Raw genomic sequence first — 16,491 nt, forward strand, 5'->3', positions numbered from 1 at the left:
GGGGACTGGCAGCGTGCCACCCGCTGCCGTCATCCGCCAGTGACAGGTCGCCTCAGATCGCCACCAGCCCGCGCACCCCGTCGCTTTCCATGTCCGCCCCACGCCCCTGCTGGACGATCTCGCCGCGGGACATCACCAGGTACTGGTCGGCCAGTTCGGCGGCGAAATCGTAGAACTGCTCCACCAGCAGGATGGCCAGGTCGCCGCGCTCGGCGAGCTTGCGGATGACCGCGCCGATCTCCTTGATCACCGACGGCTGGATGCCTTCGGTGGGTTCGTCGAGAATCAGCAGGCGCGGTCGGCTGGCCAGCGCGCGACCGATGGCAAGCTGTTGCTGCTGGCCGCCGGAGAGGTCGCCGCCGCGGCGCTGTTTCATCTCCCGCAACACCGGGAACAGCTCGTAGATGAACTCGGGCACGGCCTTGGCTTCGCCAGCGCTGAACCGCGACAGCCCCATCAGCAGGTTCTCCTCCACCGTCAGGCGCGGAAAGATTTCCCGCCCCTGCGGGACGTAGGCGATGCCGGCATGCACGCGCTGGTGCGGCTTGAAGCCGGTGATCGGCTTGCCCTCCCAGCTGACCTTGCCGTCCTTGGCCGGCACCAGGCCCATCAGGCAGCGCAGCAGGGTGGTCTTGCCCACGCCGTTGCGCCCGAGCAGGCAGGTGACCTCGCCGATCTTCGCGTCGAACGACAGGCCACGCAGGATGTGGCTGCCGCCGTAGTACTGGTGCAGTTTGTCGACTTGCAGCATGGATCGGTTCCTAGGCTCTTTGCTTTGAGAGCGCCGTTGTAAAAGGCCGTGATCGCGCCTGTGGATGCAAGGCGCCGGACGCTTCACCCAGCGGAGTTGCCGACTGGCAATGAGCATGGGGGAAGTGTCCGGCAACGCCGCAGACGCGGGTGCGAGTGCGGCCGATCCGGAGCTACCGCCCCAGATAAACCTCGATGACCTGCTCGTTCGCCTGCACGTCTTCCAGCGAACCCTCAGCCAGCACGTGCCCCTGGTGCAGCACGCTGACGTGGTCGGCGATGCTGCCGACGAAGCCCATGTCGTGCTCCACCACCATCAGCGAATGCTGACCGGCGAGGGACTTGAACAGCTCGGCGGTGAACTCGGTCTCGGCGTCGGTCATGCCCGCCACCGGTTCGTCCAACAGCAACAGTGGCGGCTCCTGCACCAGCAGCATGCCGATCTCCAGAAACTGCTTCTGACCGTGGGAGAGCAGCCCGGCGGGGCGGTTGCGCGACTCGCGCAGGCGGATGGTGCCGAGCACTTCCTCGATACGGTCCTTTTGCTCGCCGGAGAGCTTCGCCCGGAGGCTCGCCCACACCGACTTGTCGGTCTTCTGCGCGAGCTCCAGGTTCTCGAACACCGACAGCGCCTCGAACACCGTGGGCTTCTGGAACTTGCGGCCGATGCCGGCCTGGGCAATCTCCACCTCGCTCATGCGGGTCAGGTCGAGGGTTTCGCCGAAGAAGGCCTTGCCGCTGTCCGGGCGGGTCTTGCCGGTGATCACGTCCATCAGCGTGGTCTTGCCCGCGCCGTTGGGGCCGATGATGCAGCGCAGTTCGCCGACGCCGATGTACAGCGTGAGGTCGCGCAGGGCGTGGAAGCCGTCGAAGCTGACGTTGATGTCTTCCAGGGTGAGGATGGTGCCGTGGCGCACGTCCAGCTGGCCGCTGGCGCTCGAACCGATGCCGATGGCATCGCGGCTGGCGCCCGGATCGCGGTTGGGATCGTAGGCCGGTTCCAGCATCAGGTGGGGGACTGCTCTCATTGCTCTTTCTCCCGCTTGATCAGGCCGAGGATGCCGCGCGGCAGGTACAGGGTGACGATGATGAACAGCGCGCCGAGGAAGAACAGCCAGTACTCGGGGAAGGCCACCGTGAACCAGCTCTTCGCGCCGTTCACCACGCCTGCGCCGAGCAGCGGGCCGATCAGCGTGCCGCGCCCGCCGAGGGCGACCCAGACGGCGGCCTCGATGGAGTTGGTCGGCGACATCTCGCTGGGGTTGATGATGCCCACCAGCGGCACGAACAGCGCGCCGGCCAGGCCGCAGAGCACGGCACTCAGGGTCCAGACGAAGAGCTTGTAGCCGCGCGGGTCGTAGCCGCAGAACATCAGCCGGTTCTCCGCGTCGCGCAGGGCGGTGAGCACCCGGCCGAACTTGCTGCGCGCCAGGGCGAAGCCGATGGCCAGGCTCGCTGCCAGCAGCAGGACGATGGCGATGAACAGCGCCGCGCGGGTGCCCGGCGCAGTGATCGGGAAACCGAGGATGCTGCGGAAATTGGTGAAGCCGTTGTTGCCGCCGAAACCCGTTTCGTTGCGGAAGAACAGCAGCATGCCGGCGAAGGTCAGCGCCTGGGTCATGATCGAGAAGTACACGCCCTTGATCCGCGAGCGGAAGGCGAAGAAGCCGAACACCAGCGCAAGCAGGCCGGGTGCCAGCACCACCAGGCACAGCGCCCAGAGGAAGTGCTGGGTGCCGGCCCAGTACCAGGGCAACTCCGTCCAGGAGAGGAAGGTCATGAAGGCTGGCAACTGGTCGCCGGCGGCCTCGCGCATCAGGTACATGCCCATGGCGTAGCCGCCCAGGGCGAAGAACAGCCCGTGGCCCAGCGACAGCAGGCCGGCGTAGCCCCAGACCAGGTCCAGCGCCAGGGCCACGATGGCGTAGCAGAGGATCTTGCCGGTGAGCGTCAGCCCGTAGGCGGAGAGGTGCAGCGTGTGGCTCTCCGGCAGCAGGTGCAGCAGCGGCAGGATCAGCAGCGCGACGAGCGCGGCGCCGACGATCCCGGCGGTGAGTTTCGGGCCGGCCTTCTGCGCGGCCGTCACGGTGAGTGGCTGGTTCATCGGCAAGTTACCTGTAGGAGCGAGCTTGCTCGCGAACGGAGTTCCCGGCGGCGTCGGAGCTGGGCGGGTTCGCGAGCAAGCTCGCTCCTACGAAGAGCATTCACTTCAGACATTGGTGTGTTCATCAATCGATGACCCTCCCTTTCAGAGCGAAGAGCCCCTGCGGACGTTTCTGGATGAACAGGATGATCAGCGCGAGGATCAGGATCTTGCCCAGCACAGCGCCGATCTGCGGTTCGAGGATCTTGTTCGCCACGCCCAGGCCGAAGGCGGCGAGGACACTGCCGGCGAGCTGGCCGACGCCGCCGAGCACCACAACCAGGAAGGAGTCGATGATGTAGCTCTGGCCCAGGTCCGGGCCGACGTTGCCGACCTGCGACAGCGCCACCCCACCGAGGCCGGCGATGCCCGAGCCGAGGCCGAAGGCGAGCATGTCCACGCGGCCGGTCGGCACGCCGCAGCAGGCGGCCATGTTGCGGTTCTGGGTGACGGCGCGGACGTTCAGGCCCAGCCGCGTGCGGTTGAGCAGCAGCCAGGTGAGCGCCAGCACGAACAGCGCGAAGCCGATGATGACGATGCGGTTCCATGGCAGCACGAGGTTGGGCAGCACCTGGATGCCGCCGGACAGCCAGGCCGGGTTGGCCACCTCGACGTTCTGCGCGCCGAACAGCACGCGCACCAACTGGATCAGCACCAGGCTGATGCCCCAGGTGGCGAGCAGGGTTTCCAGCGGGCGGCCGTAGAGGTGGCGGATCACCGTGCGCTCCAGCGCCATGCCGATGCAGGCGGTGACCAGGAAGGCCACCGGCAGCGCGAGCAACGGGTAAAGCTCCAGCAGACCGGGGGCGTAGCGCTGGCAGAGCAACTGCACCACGTAGGTGGAGTAGGCGCCGAGCATCAGCATCTCGCCGTGGGCCATGTTGATCACCCCGAGCAGGCCGTAGGTGATCGCCAGGCCGAGGGCGGCGAGCAGCAGGATCGAGCCGAGCGACAGGCCGCTGAAGGCCTGGCCGAGCAGGTCGCCCATCAGCAGGCGGCGCTTGACCTGGCCGAGGCTGGTGGCGGCGGCGGTGCGGACCGAGTCGTCGGGTTCGACGGCGGGATCGAGCAGGTTTTCCAGGCGGGTACGTGCCTGCGGATCGCCGGATTCGCCCAGCAGGCGCACGGCGGAAAGGCGCACCGCCGGAGCCGGGTCGGCCAGCTGCAGATTGGCCAGGGCCAGTTGCAGCGCGGCCTTGACGGCGTCGTCGGACTCTTCGTTGAGGCGGTATTCGAGCAGCGTGCGTTGCGCCGGACGGGCGCTCTTCTGCAACTGGTGCGCGGCGTCCAGGCGCACGTCGGCGCTGTCGGCAACGAGCCGGTGGCTGGCCATGGCGGTATTCACCAGGCCGCGCAGGCGGTTGTTCAGGCGCAGCTTGTCGGGCTCGCCGACCGGCGCGGCGCCGCCGTCCGCGGGCTGGTATTGTCCGGCGTCACCGAGGACGAAGGCATGGCCCTGGGCGTCGACGGCGAGGCGGCCGGTCTGGATGGCTTCCAGCAACGGCAGACGGTCGGCATCGGGCGCGGCGGCCCATTGTTCGAGCAACTGGGCGCGAGCGTCGTTGTCCGCGCTGGCGAACTCCTGCGCGGCGCTGGCGAAGGCGAGCTGCGGCAGCAGCGCGGTCAGCGCGAGGGCGCAGAGGCGGAGCAGGTGAAGCAAGGCAGTGGGCATGGGCAGTTCCCGGCACGCTGGAGTCGGGGATTCCCTCTCCCCGGCGTCAATCCCGAAGGGACGGGGCGGGGAGAGGGCGCTCTCAGGAAGATCAGTTACTGCGCACCGCGTAATCCGGCTTCTTGTCGTTGCCCGGAATGAACGGGCTCCACGGCTGGGCGCGGATCGGCTCGGGGGTCTTCCAGACCACGTTGAACTGACCGTTGTCTTCGATCTCGCCGATCATCACCGGCTTGTGCAGGTGGTGGTTGGTCTTGTCCATGGTCAGGGTGAAGCCTGACGGCGCCTTGAAGGTCTGCCCGCCCATGGCCTCGCGGACCTTGTCCACATCGGTGCTGCCAGCCTTCTGCACGGCCTGCGCCCACATGTGGATGCCGACATAGGTGGCCTCCATTGGGTCGTTGGTCACGGCGGTGCTGTAGTTGGGCAGGTTCTTGGCCTTGGCGTAGGCCTTCCAGTCGGCGACGAACTTGCTGTTCTCCGGGTTCTTCACCGATTCGAAGTAGTTCCACGCGGCCAGGTTGCCCACCAGCGGCTTGGTGTCGATGCCGCGCAGTTCTTCCTCGCCCACGGAGAAGGCCACCACCGGTACTTCGGTGGCTTCCAGGCCCTGGTTGGCCAGTTCCTTGTAGAAGGGCACGTTGGAGTCGCCGTTGACGGTGGAGATCACCGCGGTCTTGCCGCCGGCGGAGAACTTCTTGATGTCGGCGACGATGGTCTGGTAATCGCTGTGGCCGAACGGCGTGTAGACCTCCTGGATGTCCTTGTCGGCCACGCCCTTGCTGTGCAGGAAGGCGCGCAGGATCTTGTTGGTGGTGCGCGGGTAGACGTAGTCGGTGCCCAGCAGGAAGAAGCGCTTGGCGGCACCGCCGTCCTCGCTCATCAGGTATTCCACCGCCGGGATGGCCTGCTGGTTCGGCGCCGCGCCGGTGTAGAAGACGTTGGGCGACATTTCCTCGCCCTCGTACTGCACCGGGTAGAACAGCAGGCCGTTGAGCTCCTCGAACACCGGCAGCACCGATTTGCGCGAGACGCTGGTCCAGCAACCGAAGACCACCGCGACCTTGTCCTGGGTCAGCAGCTGGCGCGCCTTCTCGGCAAACAGCGGCCAGTTGGAGGCCGGGTCGACCACCACCGCTTCGAGCTTCTTGCCGTTCACCCCGCCCTTGGCGTTGATCTCGTCGATGGTCATCAGCGCCATGTCCTTGAGCGAGGTCTCGGAAATCGCCATGGTGCCGGACAGCGAATGCAGGATGCCGACCTTGATGGTCTCGGCGGCCTGGGAGCTGAACGGGAACAGACCGGTGAGCAGCAGGGCGCTCATGGCCAGCGTACTTTTCAACAGCGGACGACGTTTCATCGCGGCAGCCTCCTTGGCTATCCAGGGGCGGGGAGTTGCCGGTGCGGCAGCTTCCCCGGGAATGGGGCGATCCCCGAGCGGGATCGAAGCTGCCATCGCAGCATCCGTGCCAAACAGGCAAAAGCCTTGGCGCAGATGGGCTGGGCGCGATTTTCTGTCGTAAGTGGGAGGTTTTTCAGTGCGCGGCTTTGGTGCGCCGAACGCGCTTTGGCGCACGGCGCTCCCCAATGGTGCGCATTACTGCGGAATGAAGTAGCCGCGCACGCCGGTCATGATGATCTGCGCGGCGAGGGCGCAGACGAACAACCCCATCAGCCGGCTGACGATCTGCAGGCCCTGTTCGCCGAGGATCTTTTCGATCTTGTCGGAGAGATAGAGCGTGATGCCCAGGGTCAGGCAGGCGAGGAAGATCGCCGCGATGGCCAGCAGCTTGTTTTCCCATTCCTGGTTCACCCCCATGACCAGCAGCGCGCCGATGGTGCCGGGGCCGACGGTGATCGGGATGGTCAGCGGGACGATGGTGACGTCCTGCTGCACGTTGTCGCTCTGCACCGTCGAGCGTCCCTGGGCCATGCCCAGCGCGGAGATGAACAGCACCGAGCCGGCACCGATGCGGAAGGCGTCGGCGGTGATACCGAACAGGGTGAAGATGTAGCGCCCGAACAGGTACAGCAGCACGCTGGCGATCAGCGCCGCCAGGGCTACGCGCCAGGCCATCTTCTTGCGGTCGCGCGGACCGAAGCCGCGGCTCAGGCTGATGAAGCAGGACAGCACGAAGAAGGGGCTGTAGAGCACCAGCATCTTCAGGTACACGCTGGACAACACATGCATGGGGGAAACTCGTCCGGATTGAGAGGTCTCACGCGCCAGGGCGTGGCTGGGCACAGCATAGCGGGTGGGGCGTTGCGGGAGAAATGTCCTTGAGCGTAGGAGCGGACTCCGTCCGCGATTGCCATTCGCCGCGCCAGGCTCCCTGTAGGAGCGCCCCATGGGCGCGATCGCGGGCATGGCCCGCTCCTACAGGTTGAGTCCGGCGTGGGCGTTGGATGTGACGTAGGAGCGGACTTCGTCCGCGATAGGTTTGCGGTGCGATGCGGAATCGATCGCGGACGGAGTCCGCTCCTACGAAAAGCCGTCCTCAGTGCGTAGGGCGTATAACGCTCCGCCTCAGGACGGCAAGGCGTCGCTCTGCTGGCGCAGGCGTCGGTCGCGCTCGCCGACCCAGTAGGCCACCAGCTCGCGCAGTTGCGACAGCTCCACCGGCTTGGCCATGTGCCCGTCCATGCCGACCAGCCGCGCGCGCTCCTTGTGCTCGCTGAGGATGTGTGCGGTGAGCGCCACCACCGGAGTGTGCGGGCGCTGTTCGTTGGCTTCCCAGGCGCGCAGACGCTCGGTGGCGGAGAAACCGTCGAGCACCGGCATCTCGCAATCCATCAGCACCAGGTCGTACTGCGTGGCTTTCATTGCGGCCAGGGCTTCCTCGCCGTTGCTGGCGGTGTCCGGCTGCAGGTTGAGCTTGCTCAGCATGCCGCGGATGACCTTGGTGGAGATGCTGTTGTCCTCGGCCACCAGGATGCGGAAATCGCTGGGCGGCACGGCAGGTGCCGGCTCGGCGGCAGGCTGCAGGTAGTTGCTCACGCCGCTCGGGCCACGCTGCCCCAGTTCCTCGGCGAGCGTCGCCTTGAGGGTGTAGCCCGCCACGGGCTTGGCGAGGATGCGCTTGATCCCGGCGTTGCGGGCGATGATCTTGCTCGGCGCATTGCTGATGCCGGTGAGCATGATCAGCAGGATGTCGTGATTGAGGTTCGGGTCTTCCTGGATCTTAGTCGCCAGCTGCATGCCGGTCATGCCGGGCATGTCCTGGTCGAGCAGGACCACGTCGAAGTACTCGCGCAGGTGCGCCTTGGTGCGCAGCTGGGCCAGCGCCTCCTTGCCGGAGGAGACGGCGCTGACGTTCATGCCCCAGGCGCTGCACTGCTGCACCACCACCTTGCGGCAGGTCTGGTTGTCGTCCACCACCAGCAGGCGCGCGCCCTGCAGCGGGCTGTCCAGGTCGGCGTTGGGCTGCTGCAACTGCTGCGGGTCCAGCGGCAGGCTCAGCCAGAGCAGGTTGCCGGAGTCGCCATCGCCGCTTTCAATGCCGAATTCGCCGGACATCAGGCGAACCAGTTGGCGCGCGATGATCAGCCCGAGGCGGCTGCTCAGGCGGGTGGCGGAGAGGAAGTCGCGGCTGTGCAGCTCGGCGGTGAGCAGGGCCTGGCGGTCTTCGTCTTCCAGCGGGCGACCGCTGTCCTGCACGGCGATGCGCAGGCGCGGGCGATCCTGCGGGCCATCGAGGGCGACCACCAGCAGGATTTCGCCTTCGTCGGTCTGCTTGAAGGCGTTGTCCAGCAGGCTCAGCACGGCCTGGCGCAGGCGCGTCGGGTCGCCGCTGACGATGCGCGGGACCTTGGGCTGGGTGAAGCTGATCAGCTCGACCCGCTGTTGTTCGGCCTTGGCGCGGAAGATCGCCAGGCAGTCCTCGATCAGGGCGCCAAGGTCGAACTGCACCTCGTCCAGCTCGATCTGCCCGGACTCCAGCTTGGAGATGTCGAGGATCTCGTTGATCAGTGCCAGCAACTCGTTGCCGGCGCTGTGGATGGTCTGCACGTAGTCGCGCTGTTTGGCCGACAGCGGCGTGCCGAGCAGCAGCTCGGTCATGCCCAGTACGCCGTTCATGGGGGTGCGGATTTCGTGGCTGATCTTGGCCAGGAAATCGCCCTTGGCCTTGAGTTCGGCAACGCTGGCGGCGCGCTGACGGCTGGCGGCGAAGTGTTCGTTCTGCAGTTTGCGCTGGCGCTCGGCGAGGGCGAGGCTGAGCAGGAAGCCGACCAGCGCACTGAGCCCGAGCAGGCCGCTGCCCAGCCATTCGGCGCGGGTCGGCAGGTAGCCCAGCAGCGAAGGCAGGCTCAGGCACCAGACCAGGACGAAGAGGCCCATGCCCACGGCGAACAGGCGGGCGGGCTGGTAGGAGTGGGTCCAGTAGTAGAGCGCCACCGAAAGCATGCCCAGGGTGACCAGGGTGATCAGGCCATAGACCAGGTCGCTGAGCGGGAAGGCGAGCAGCAGGTGGAGCGCGGCGCCCAGCACCAGCAGCCCGGCGGTGCCGCCCAGCAGCAACCGCTTGAGCGGCAGGCGCGGGGTGAGGTCACGGAAGAAGCTGGCGGTGTAGCCCAGGGCGCAGAACAGCGTCAGCACCAGGCTGAGCTGGGCGGTCAGCGGCTGCCAGGACTGGTGCACGCCGTACCAGGGGCTGAGCAGGCCGAACAGGGTGAGGCAGGCCAGCAGCAGGCTGACGTGCACGCCGGCGAGCCACAGGCCGCTGGCGACGCGGGTGTAGCCGAAGCGCACGAGGTTGTAGACCAGCAGCATGGCGAGGCAGCCGATCAGGATGCCGAAGTGCAGCGGGCGCTGCTCGTTGCTCGGCTGGCTGGCGTCCTCGATGCTGATGTTGGGCCGCAGCGGCTGGCTGGAGGTGAGGCGCAGGTAGAGGTCGAGGGGCTCGGCGGCGCTGCGCAGCGGCAGGACGATATCGCTGCTCAGCAGCGGGCGTTGCACGGGCGACAGGTTGCCGGCGCTCTTCTGCTCCAGCAGCGTCTGGCCGTGGACGATGAAGAGTTCGAAACTGTCCAGGCTGGGTGCGAAGACGCGCAGTTGCTGGGGCGACTCGCTGACCGGGAGGCGATAGTGCAGCCAGGTCGCGCCGGGGCCGGCGGGGGCATGCAGGTCGTCGATGTCGAGTGGGCTGAAGAGGGTGCTGTAGCGCGGGGAGAGGATGTCCTGCAGCTGCAGGCGGGCGTCGCTGTCGTGGAGCTGCGACCAGCCGGGGTCCTGGCTTGCCGCAAAGGTCGGAACACAGACCAGGGCGGCCAGCAGCAAGCTGACGAGGAGTCCTGTGGCAGTCCAGAGCCGGCGCACGGCGAAGTCCCTTCGGTAGTGAGTGGCCCGATTATAGCCAAGTGCGCAAAAGGCCGTAATCCACACGGGCGCGCGAGTATGAGTGGCTGCCGGAGGCGTCGTGATCGAACGCCTCCGGCGACGGGGCATCAGCCCTCGCCACGCTCGCGGGCAATGGCGCGATAGCCGATGTCCTTGCGGTAGAAGCAGCCGTTCCAGCGGATTTTCTCCGCCAGGCGGTAGGCCTGCTCCTGGGCCGAGGACACGCTCGGGCCGATGGCGGTGGCGCACAGCACGCGGCCGCCGCTGGTGACGACCTGGCCGTCCTTCAGCGCGGTACCGGCGTGGAACACCTTGCCGTCGAGCTGGGCGGCTGCGTCCAGACCTTCGATGACGTCACCCTTGGCGTAGTCGCCCGGGTAGCCGCCGGCGGCCAGCACGACACCCACCGTGGGACGCGGGTCCCAGGTGGCCTCGACCTTGTCCAGCGCCTTGGCCAGGGCGGCCTCGACCAGCAGGACCAGGGACGATTCCAGGCGGACCATGATCGGCTGGGTTTCCGGGTCGCCGAAGCGGCAGTTGAACTCGATGACCTTGGGCTTGCCGCTCTTGTCGATCATCAGGCCGGCGTAGAGGAAACCGGTGTAGACGTTGCCTTCCTCGGCCATGCCGCGCACGGTCGGGTAGATCACTTCGTCCATCACGCGCTGGTGCACGTCGGCAGTCACCACCGGAGCCGGGGAGTACGCGCCCATGCCGCCGGTGTTCGGGCCGGTATCGCCGTCGCCGACGCGCTTGTGGTCCTGGCTGGTGGCCATGGGCAGCACGTTCTGGCCGTCGACCATGACGATGAAGCTGGCTTCCTCGCCGTCGAGGAACTCCTCGATCACCACGCGCGAACCGGCGTCACCGAAGGCGTTGCCGGCGAGCATGTCGCGCACGGCGTCTTCGGCTTCGGCCAGGGTCATGGCGACGATCACGCCCTTGCCCGCGGCCAGGCCGTCGGCCTTGATCACGATGGGCGCGCCTTTCTCTTTCAGGTAGGCCAGCGCCGGCTCGACTTCGGTGAAGTTCTGGTAGTCGGCGGTGGGGATCTTGTGGCGCGCGAGGAAGTCCTTGGTGAAGGCCTTGGAGCCTTCCAGCTGGGCGGCGCCGGCGGTGGGGCCGAAGATGTCCAGGCCGCGGGCGCGGAACAGGTCGACCACGCCTTTGACCAGCGGAGCCTCGGGGCCGACGATGGTCAGCTGCACGTTCTTCGCGGCGAAATCGGCCAGCTCTTCTAGGGCCAGCACGTCGATGGCGACGTTCTCGCACTTGGCTTCGGTGGCGGTGCCGGCATTGCCCGGCGCGACGAAGACCTTCTGCACCCGCGAATCCTGCGCGACCTTCCAGGCCAGCGCGTGCTCGCGACCGCCGCTGCCGATGATGAGTACGTTCATTGGAAATCTCCTGAACTGTTCCGGCTTGGCCGGATTGTTGGGTATCGCTTCGCTCCACCCAACCTACGAGAGCTTTTTTCCAGCCTGTGCGAGGGCGCAATGGAGTGGCTGGATGCAAGGCGCGGACGGCTTCGACAAGCGGAGTTGCCTATTGGCAATGAGCATTGGCGAAGTCGTCCGCAACGCAGCAGACGGCCGCTACAGTGCGGCCGTCCCGGTTAATGCCTAAAGTGGCGCATGCCAGTGAAGACCATCGCGATGCCGGCTTCATCGGCAGCGGCGATCACTTCGTTGTCACGCATCGAACCACCCGGCTGGATCACCGCGGTGATGCCGGCCTTGGCGGCGTTGTCGATGCCGTCGCGGAACGGGAAGAAGGCATCGGACGCCATGACCGCGCCCTTCACTTCCAGGCCGGCGTGCTCGGCCTTGATGGCGGCGATGCGGGCGGAGTTCACGCGGCTCATCTGGCCGGCGCCGACACCGACGGTCTGGCGGTTCTTGGCGTAGACGATAGCGTTGGACTTGACGAACTTGGCGACTTTCCAGGCGAAGATCAGGTCGTGGATTTCCTGCTCGCTCGGGGCGCGCTGGGTGACGATCTTCAGGTCATCGGCGGTGATCATGCCGATGTCGCGGCTCTGCACCAGCAGGCCACCGTTGACGCGCTTGAAGTCCCAGCCGGCAGGACGCTCGGCCGGCCACTCGCCGCACTCCAGCAGGCGCACGTTGGCCTTGGCGGCGACCACGGCACGGGCGGCCTCGGAGACTTTCGGGGCGATGATGACTTCAACGAACTGGCGCTCGACGATGGCCTGGGCGGTCTCGCCGTCCAGCTCGCGGTTGAAGGCGATGATGCCGCCGAAGGCCGACTCGGTGTCGGTGGCGTAGGCCAGGTCATAGGCCTTGCGGATGCCGCCTTCGTTTTCCGGAACCACGGCCACGCCGCACGGGTTGGCGTGCTTGACGATGACACAGGCCGGCTTGACGAAGCTCTTCACGCACTCCAGCGCGGCGTCGGTGTCGGCCACGTTGTTGAACGACAGTTCCTTGCCCTGCAGCTGGATCGCGGTGGAGACGCTGGCCTCGCCGCCCTCGACGTAGAACGCCGCGCTCTGGTGCGGGTTCTCGCCGTAGCGCATGTCCTGGGCCTTGATGAACTGGCTGTTGAAGGTGCGCGGGAACTGCAGGCGGTTCTCGGTGGACAGGGTTTCGGCGTTCTGGTCGATGGTGCCCAGGTAGTTGGCGATCATGCCGTCGTAGGCGGAGGTGTGCTCGAACGCCTTGAGGGCCAGGTTGAAGCGCTGGGCGTAGGTCAGGCCGCCGTCCTTCAGGGCCGCGATGACGCCTTCGTAGTCGGTGGAGTTGACCACGATGGCGACGTCCTTGTGGTTCTTCGCCGCGGAACGGACCATGGTCGGGCCGCCGATGTCGATGTTCTCGATGGCGTCCGGCAGGGTGCAGCCCGGCTTGGCCACGGTGGCGGCGAAGGGGTACAGGTTGACCGCAACCAGGTCGATCGGCTTGATGCCGTGCTCTTCCATCACCGCGCCGTCGATGTCGCGACGGCCGAGGATGCCGCCGTGGACTTTCGGGTGCAGGGTCTTCACGCGGCCGTCCATCATTTCCGGGAAGCCGGTGTAGTCGGCCACTTCCACGGCGGCGATGCCGTTGTCCTTGAGCAGCTTGTAAGTGCCGCCGGTGGAGAGGATCTCCACGCCAAGGGCTACCAGCTCACGGGCGAAATCGACGACGCCGGTCTTGTCGGAAACGCTGATCAGCGCACGGCGGATGGGCAGGCGGGTGGTTTGGTCGGTCATAACGGCTTCCACAAAGGCTACGGGCTTCCGGCGTCAGGCGAGGGCCCGGGCGACCGTTCGGTCGCGGCCCAGCGCCTGCCACCGTGGTCAGAGAAGGTCGTACTGCTTGAGTTTCTTGCGCAGGGTTCCGCGGTTCAGGCCCAGCAGTTCCGAGGCTTTGGTCTGGTTACCCTTCACATAGTTCATGACGGTTTCCAGCAGCGGCGCTTCGACTTCGCAAAGCACCATGTTGTACACGTCCGTGACCGGCTGCCCTTCGAGATGGGCGAAATAGTTATGCAGTGCCTTTTCCACGCTGTCGCGGAGGGTCTGGCCCTCCTGCGTCGGAGTGGTCAGGTGCTGTTTAAGGTTGGCGTTGTCGCTCACGGGTGTCATTCCACTCACTAATGTCTCGGTCATCGTTGTCATGCGGCCACCCCTTCTCCGTTATTGTGGCGCTCGGCGAAGAACTGCCTGACGCTGGCGCTTTGTGCATCCGTGTCCTGCAAACGATTGAACTGGGTGCGGAACTCCGCCGCACCCGGCAGGGTTGCGAGGTACCAGCCCACGTGCTTGCGGGCAATTCGCACACCCATGTCTTCCCCATAAAACGCATGCAATGCAGCGAGGTGTTCGAGCAGGATGCTCTCCACTTCGTGCAGACTCGGCGCCGGCAGTGTTTCGCCGGTGCCCAGGTAATGATCGATCTCGCGGAAGATCCAGGGCCTGCCCTGGGCGGCGCGGCCGATCAGCAGGGCGTCCACCCCGGTCAGCTCGAGCACCTGCCGTGCCTTGCGCGGCGAATCGATATCACCGTTGGCGAAGACCGGAATGGAAACCGCCTGCTTGATCGCAGCGATGGTTTCGTACTCCGCTTCGCCGGTGTAGAGGTCGGCACGGGTCCTGCCGTGGACCGCCAGCGCCTGGATGCCCGACTGCTCGGCAATCCGCGCCACCGTCACGCCGTTCTTGTTCGACCGGTCCCAACCGGTGCGAATCTTCAGGGTGACGGGAACCTCCACTGCCGCGACCACCGCCTCGAGGATTTCGGCTACCAGCCGTTCATCCTTCATCAGCGCGGAACCCGCGGCCTTGTTGCACACCTTCTTTGCCGGACAGCCCATGTTGATGTCGATGATCTGGGCACCCAGCTCCACGTTGCAGCGGGCGGCTTCCGCGAGCATCTGCGGGTCACCGCCGGCAATCTGCACCGAACGGGGCTGATCTTCGTTGTCGTGCTGCAGGCGCAGGCGCGACTTGCGGCTGTTCCACAGGCGGACGTCGCTGGTGACCATTTCCGAGACCACCATGCCGGCGCCGAGGCGGCGGCACAGCTGGCGGAACGGACGATCGGTGACGCCGGCCATCGGGGCCAGGATCAGTCTGTTGGGCAGTGTGTAGGAGCCGATGCGTACCACCGACCTGAGTTCCATGGTTAATGGGGCGGGAACACCGAGGCGCCGCGCGCTACAAGACTCGCGGGTGCGTTTCGGGGCCTGCCACCGGTGCTAGCAAAAAAGGGAGGGCATGATACCCGCTCTCGGTGACCGGATAAAGGCGAATTTGGATAAATTCTGAACAGCCCGGGGCTTATCACCCAGGGTAGGAAGACGAGCGGAACTGGCGCTCTCAGGCGCTTTGAGCTACCCGCCGGATCACTCCGGCGAGTGGAAGCTCAGGCTGTAGTTCACCGCTTTCGGACCCGGGTCGAGGATGTCCAGGGAGATATGGATCGGCGTCTGCGGCGGCATTTCGCTCTGCCCGGCCAGTTCGCCCGAGAGGTATTCGCTGGGCTTGAAGCGGCGGCTGGCGATCAGCTGGCCGTTCAGGTCGGCGAAGCGCATTTCCAGCAGCGGGAAGGGCTGCGAGAAGTTGGCGCGGTTGTAGATGATCGCGTCGACCACCAGGGCGCCGCTGAAGTCCGGATGGCTGCGTACCACCAGGTTGCTGCTGCGGATCTGATCCACGTCGACCTTGGAGGGGAGGGTGCAGCCCAGTTCCGGGCAGGCCTGGGCGAACCAGGGGCGGTACTGGTCCTGGCGGGCCAGCTCCTCGAAGTGGTAGATGACGTACTGTCCGGCGAGACCTGCCAGGGCCAGCAGCACCAGCAGCAGCCAGAACAGGCGGCGACCCCAGTGACGCTTGGGCTTCTGCCAGTCCAGTTGCAGCGGCTCGTCGCTCAGGTCGTGCAGGCCGTCGTTGTGCAGCGCGGGCTCGGCGCGGCGGCTGTCGGCGCGGGTCTCGACGACCGGTTCGTCGTCGTGGTCGTCCTCGGCCTGCTCGGGCTCGTCATCGTCGCGCCGGGCGCTGAAGGTGGGCAGCCTTTCCTCGTCCTCATCGACGACGCCGAGCGGCGCCGGGGCGATCCGGGGTTCTTCGACCTGCTCTTGCTCGATCTCTTGCTCGATCTCTTGCTCGGGTTCGGGCTCAGGCTCCTCGTCGGCCGCGAGGCGGGCGCTGGGCGAGGGTTCTTCCGGTTCGTCGTCCTTCAGTTGGCCGAGGCTGGGCTCCTGGCGGGCGGCGCGATTGCCGCCGGGCTGTTCCGACTGCAGCAGGGCTTCGGCCCAGCGCTCGTCGTGCGGATCGCGTTTCTCGTCCTGCCTGACCTGCAGGGCCTCGCTGGGAGCGGGCGCGCGATCGATGCTGAGGAATTCCTGGGACAGCTCGAACTCGTCCAGCTTGGCGAGCTCTTCATCGAGGTTGAGGCTGTCCAGGTCGAGGTCGTCGTGGATCCACAGCGTTTCGTCTTTCTTCGCCGGGGCCTGAGCGGCTTCGGTCTTGGCCGGCTCGCCGGGGCCAGAGGGTGGTGCAGGCGGCGGGGTCAGCGGCGCTGCCGGGATGGTCTGGGCCGCCGGGATGGCGGGGGCTGGCTCGGGGCGGAACTCCGGCAGGGGCTCGGGTTTGATTTCTACCTTGGGTTCCGGGATGGCAGGCTTTTCCGCGACATCACTGGAGTGTCGCGCCGCGTGGGGAGCCAGCGGCCAGCCAAGGGTGGCGGTGCCGGGGACGGGCAAGGGTTTCGGTTGTTCCGGGGCTGCGGCGGCAACTGCGGCGGCCGGCGCCGGAGACGGCTCCGGCACGCTGGGAATGGGGGCTGATGCCACCGCTTCGGCCACGGGTGCGGGCGCCGGAGCAGGCTTCGGCGGGCTGGCGGGCGGTGGGGCCACGTCGGTCAGGATCGGCGCCTGCGTCGGTTCGCCCAGCATGTTCTGCGGGGCGTTGAAGACCTTCAGGCAGGTGCCACAGCGCACGGCACCGCTGGCCGCGCCCAATTGCGCCGAGTTGACGCGGAAGCGTGTCTGGCAATGGGGGCACTGTGTGATGAAGCTGTCGCTCATGCGGCGGTCCGGCGAAAAAACAAACGATTAGTCTAACCCAAGGCCCGTTCGTCG

The 16,491-nt window shown here is 66.6% G+C and carries 12 protein-coding genes and 1 pseudogene; all 13 read right to left on the reverse strand.

Annotated elements, in window-relative coordinates:
- Window positions 1–52 precede the first annotated feature (52 nt).
- The gene (gene urtE / locus ACQ5BL_RS14505) at window positions 53–751 is read right to left on the reverse strand and encodes an urea ABC transporter ATP-binding subunit UrtE (RefSeq protein WP_243804483.1); all 699 of its coding nucleotides are present in this window, start codon (window positions 749–751) and stop codon (window positions 53–55) included.
- 172 nt (window positions 752–923) lie between these two features.
- Window positions 924–1,778, reverse strand: a complete 855-nt coding sequence (gene urtD / locus ACQ5BL_RS14510; RefSeq protein ID WP_243804484.1) for an urea ABC transporter ATP-binding protein UrtD — start codon at window positions 1,776–1,778, stop codon at window positions 924–926.
- The gene (urtC, locus tag ACQ5BL_RS14515; RefSeq protein ID WP_243804485.1) at window positions 1,775–2,854 is read right to left on the reverse strand and encodes an urea ABC transporter permease subunit UrtC; all 1,080 of its coding nucleotides are present in this window, start codon (window positions 2,852–2,854) and stop codon (window positions 1,775–1,777) included. The genes urtD and urtC overlap by 4 nt, the downstream gene beginning before the upstream one ends.
- Window positions 2,855–2,978: 124 nt before the next feature.
- Window positions 2,979–4,565, reverse strand: coding sequence for an urea ABC transporter permease subunit UrtB (gene urtB, locus ACQ5BL_RS14520; protein ID WP_243804486.1), 1,587 nt, complete (start codon window positions 4,563–4,565; stop codon window positions 2,979–2,981).
- A 91-nt stretch (window positions 4,566–4,656) separates the two neighbouring features.
- Entirely contained in the window at window positions 4,657–5,925 is a 1,269-nt protein-coding gene (gene urtA / locus ACQ5BL_RS14525; RefSeq protein ID WP_081515601.1) for an urea ABC transporter substrate-binding protein, read from the reverse strand.
- A gap of 237 nt (window positions 5,926–6,162) precedes the next feature.
- Entirely contained in the window at window positions 6,163–6,756 is a 594-nt protein-coding gene (locus tag ACQ5BL_RS14530) for a MarC family protein (protein ID WP_207882424.1), read from the reverse strand.
- Window positions 6,757–7,092: 336 nt separating this feature from the next.
- The gene (locus tag ACQ5BL_RS14535) at window positions 7,093–9,882 is read right to left on the reverse strand and encodes a hybrid sensor histidine kinase/response regulator (protein WP_243804487.1); all 2,790 of its coding nucleotides are present in this window, start codon (window positions 9,880–9,882) and stop codon (window positions 7,093–7,095) included.
- Window positions 9,883–10,010: 128 nt separating this feature from the next.
- On the reverse strand, window positions 10,011–11,300 hold the full coding sequence (gene purD / locus ACQ5BL_RS14540; RefSeq protein WP_243804488.1) for a phosphoribosylamine--glycine ligase: 1,290 nt from the start codon (window positions 11,298–11,300) through the stop codon (window positions 10,011–10,013).
- A gap of 218 nt (window positions 11,301–11,518) precedes the next feature.
- Entirely contained in the window at window positions 11,519–13,120 is a 1,602-nt protein-coding gene (gene purH / locus ACQ5BL_RS14545) for a bifunctional phosphoribosylaminoimidazolecarboxamide formyltransferase/IMP cyclohydrolase (protein ID WP_207882430.1), read from the reverse strand.
- Between the two features lie 87 nt (window positions 13,121–13,207).
- Window positions 13,208–13,528, reverse strand: a complete 321-nt coding sequence (gene fis / locus ACQ5BL_RS14550) for a DNA-binding transcriptional regulator Fis (RefSeq protein WP_026078947.1) — start codon at window positions 13,526–13,528, stop codon at window positions 13,208–13,210.
- Entirely contained in the window at window positions 13,525–14,532 is a 1,008-nt protein-coding gene (gene dusB / locus ACQ5BL_RS14555) for a tRNA dihydrouridine synthase DusB (protein WP_207882432.1), read from the reverse strand. The genes fis and dusB overlap by 4 nt, the downstream gene beginning before the upstream one ends.
- A 222-nt stretch (window positions 14,533–14,754) precedes the next feature.
- Window positions 14,755–15,939, reverse strand: coding sequence for a DUF3426 domain-containing protein (locus ACQ5BL_RS14560; protein ID WP_430293183.1), 1,185 nt, complete (start codon window positions 15,937–15,939; stop codon window positions 14,755–14,757).
- Window positions 15,940–16,365: 426 nt separating this feature from the next.
- Window positions 16,366–16,437: pseudogene (locus ACQ5BL_RS14565) on the reverse strand (MJ0042-type zinc finger domain-containing protein); the annotation flags it as partial.
- Between the last annotated feature and the right edge of the window lie 54 nt (window positions 16,438–16,491).

It is taken from the genome of Pseudomonas sp. B1-22 (genome assembly GCF_050474425.1).
GTDB lineage: Bacteria > Pseudomonadota > Gammaproteobacteria > Pseudomonadales > Pseudomonadaceae > Pseudomonas.

What these genes read in the sequence shown, in the direction of transcription:
- urtE (WP_243804483.1), bottom strand. Translation starts at nt 751, where the DNA reads ATGCTGCAAGTCGACAAACTGCACCAGTACTACGGCGGCAGCCACATC.
- urtD (WP_243804484.1), bottom strand. Translation starts at nt 1,778, where the DNA reads ATGAGAGCAGTCCCCCACCTGATGCTGGAACCGGCCTACGATCCCAAC.
- urtC (WP_243804485.1), bottom strand. Translation starts at nt 2,854, where the DNA reads ATGAACCAGCCACTCACCGTGACGGCCGCGCAGAAGGCCGGCCCGAAA.
- urtB (WP_243804486.1), bottom strand. Translation starts at nt 4,565, where the DNA reads ATGCCCACTGCCTTGCTTCACCTGCTCCGCCTCTGCGCCCTCGCGCTG.
- urtA (WP_081515601.1), bottom strand. Translation starts at nt 5,925, where the DNA reads ATGAAACGTCGTCCGCTGTTGAAAAGTACGCTGGCCATGAGCGCCCTG.
- ACQ5BL_RS14530 (WP_207882424.1), bottom strand. Translation starts at nt 6,756, where the DNA reads ATGCATGTGTTGTCCAGCGTGTACCTGAAGATGCTGGTGCTCTACAGC.
- purD (WP_243804488.1), bottom strand. Translation starts at nt 11,300, where the DNA reads ATGAACGTACTCATCATCGGCAGCGGCGGTCGCGAGCACGCGCTGGCC.
- purH (WP_207882430.1), bottom strand. Translation starts at nt 13,120, where the DNA reads ATGACCGACCAAACCACCCGCCTGCCCATCCGCCGTGCGCTGATCAGC.
- fis (WP_026078947.1), bottom strand. Translation starts at nt 13,528, where the DNA reads ATGACAACGATGACCGAGACATTAGTGAGTGGAATGACACCCGTGAGC.
- dusB (WP_207882432.1), bottom strand. Translation starts at nt 14,532, where the DNA reads ATGGAACTCAGGTCGGTGGTACGCATCGGCTCCTACACACTGCCCAAC.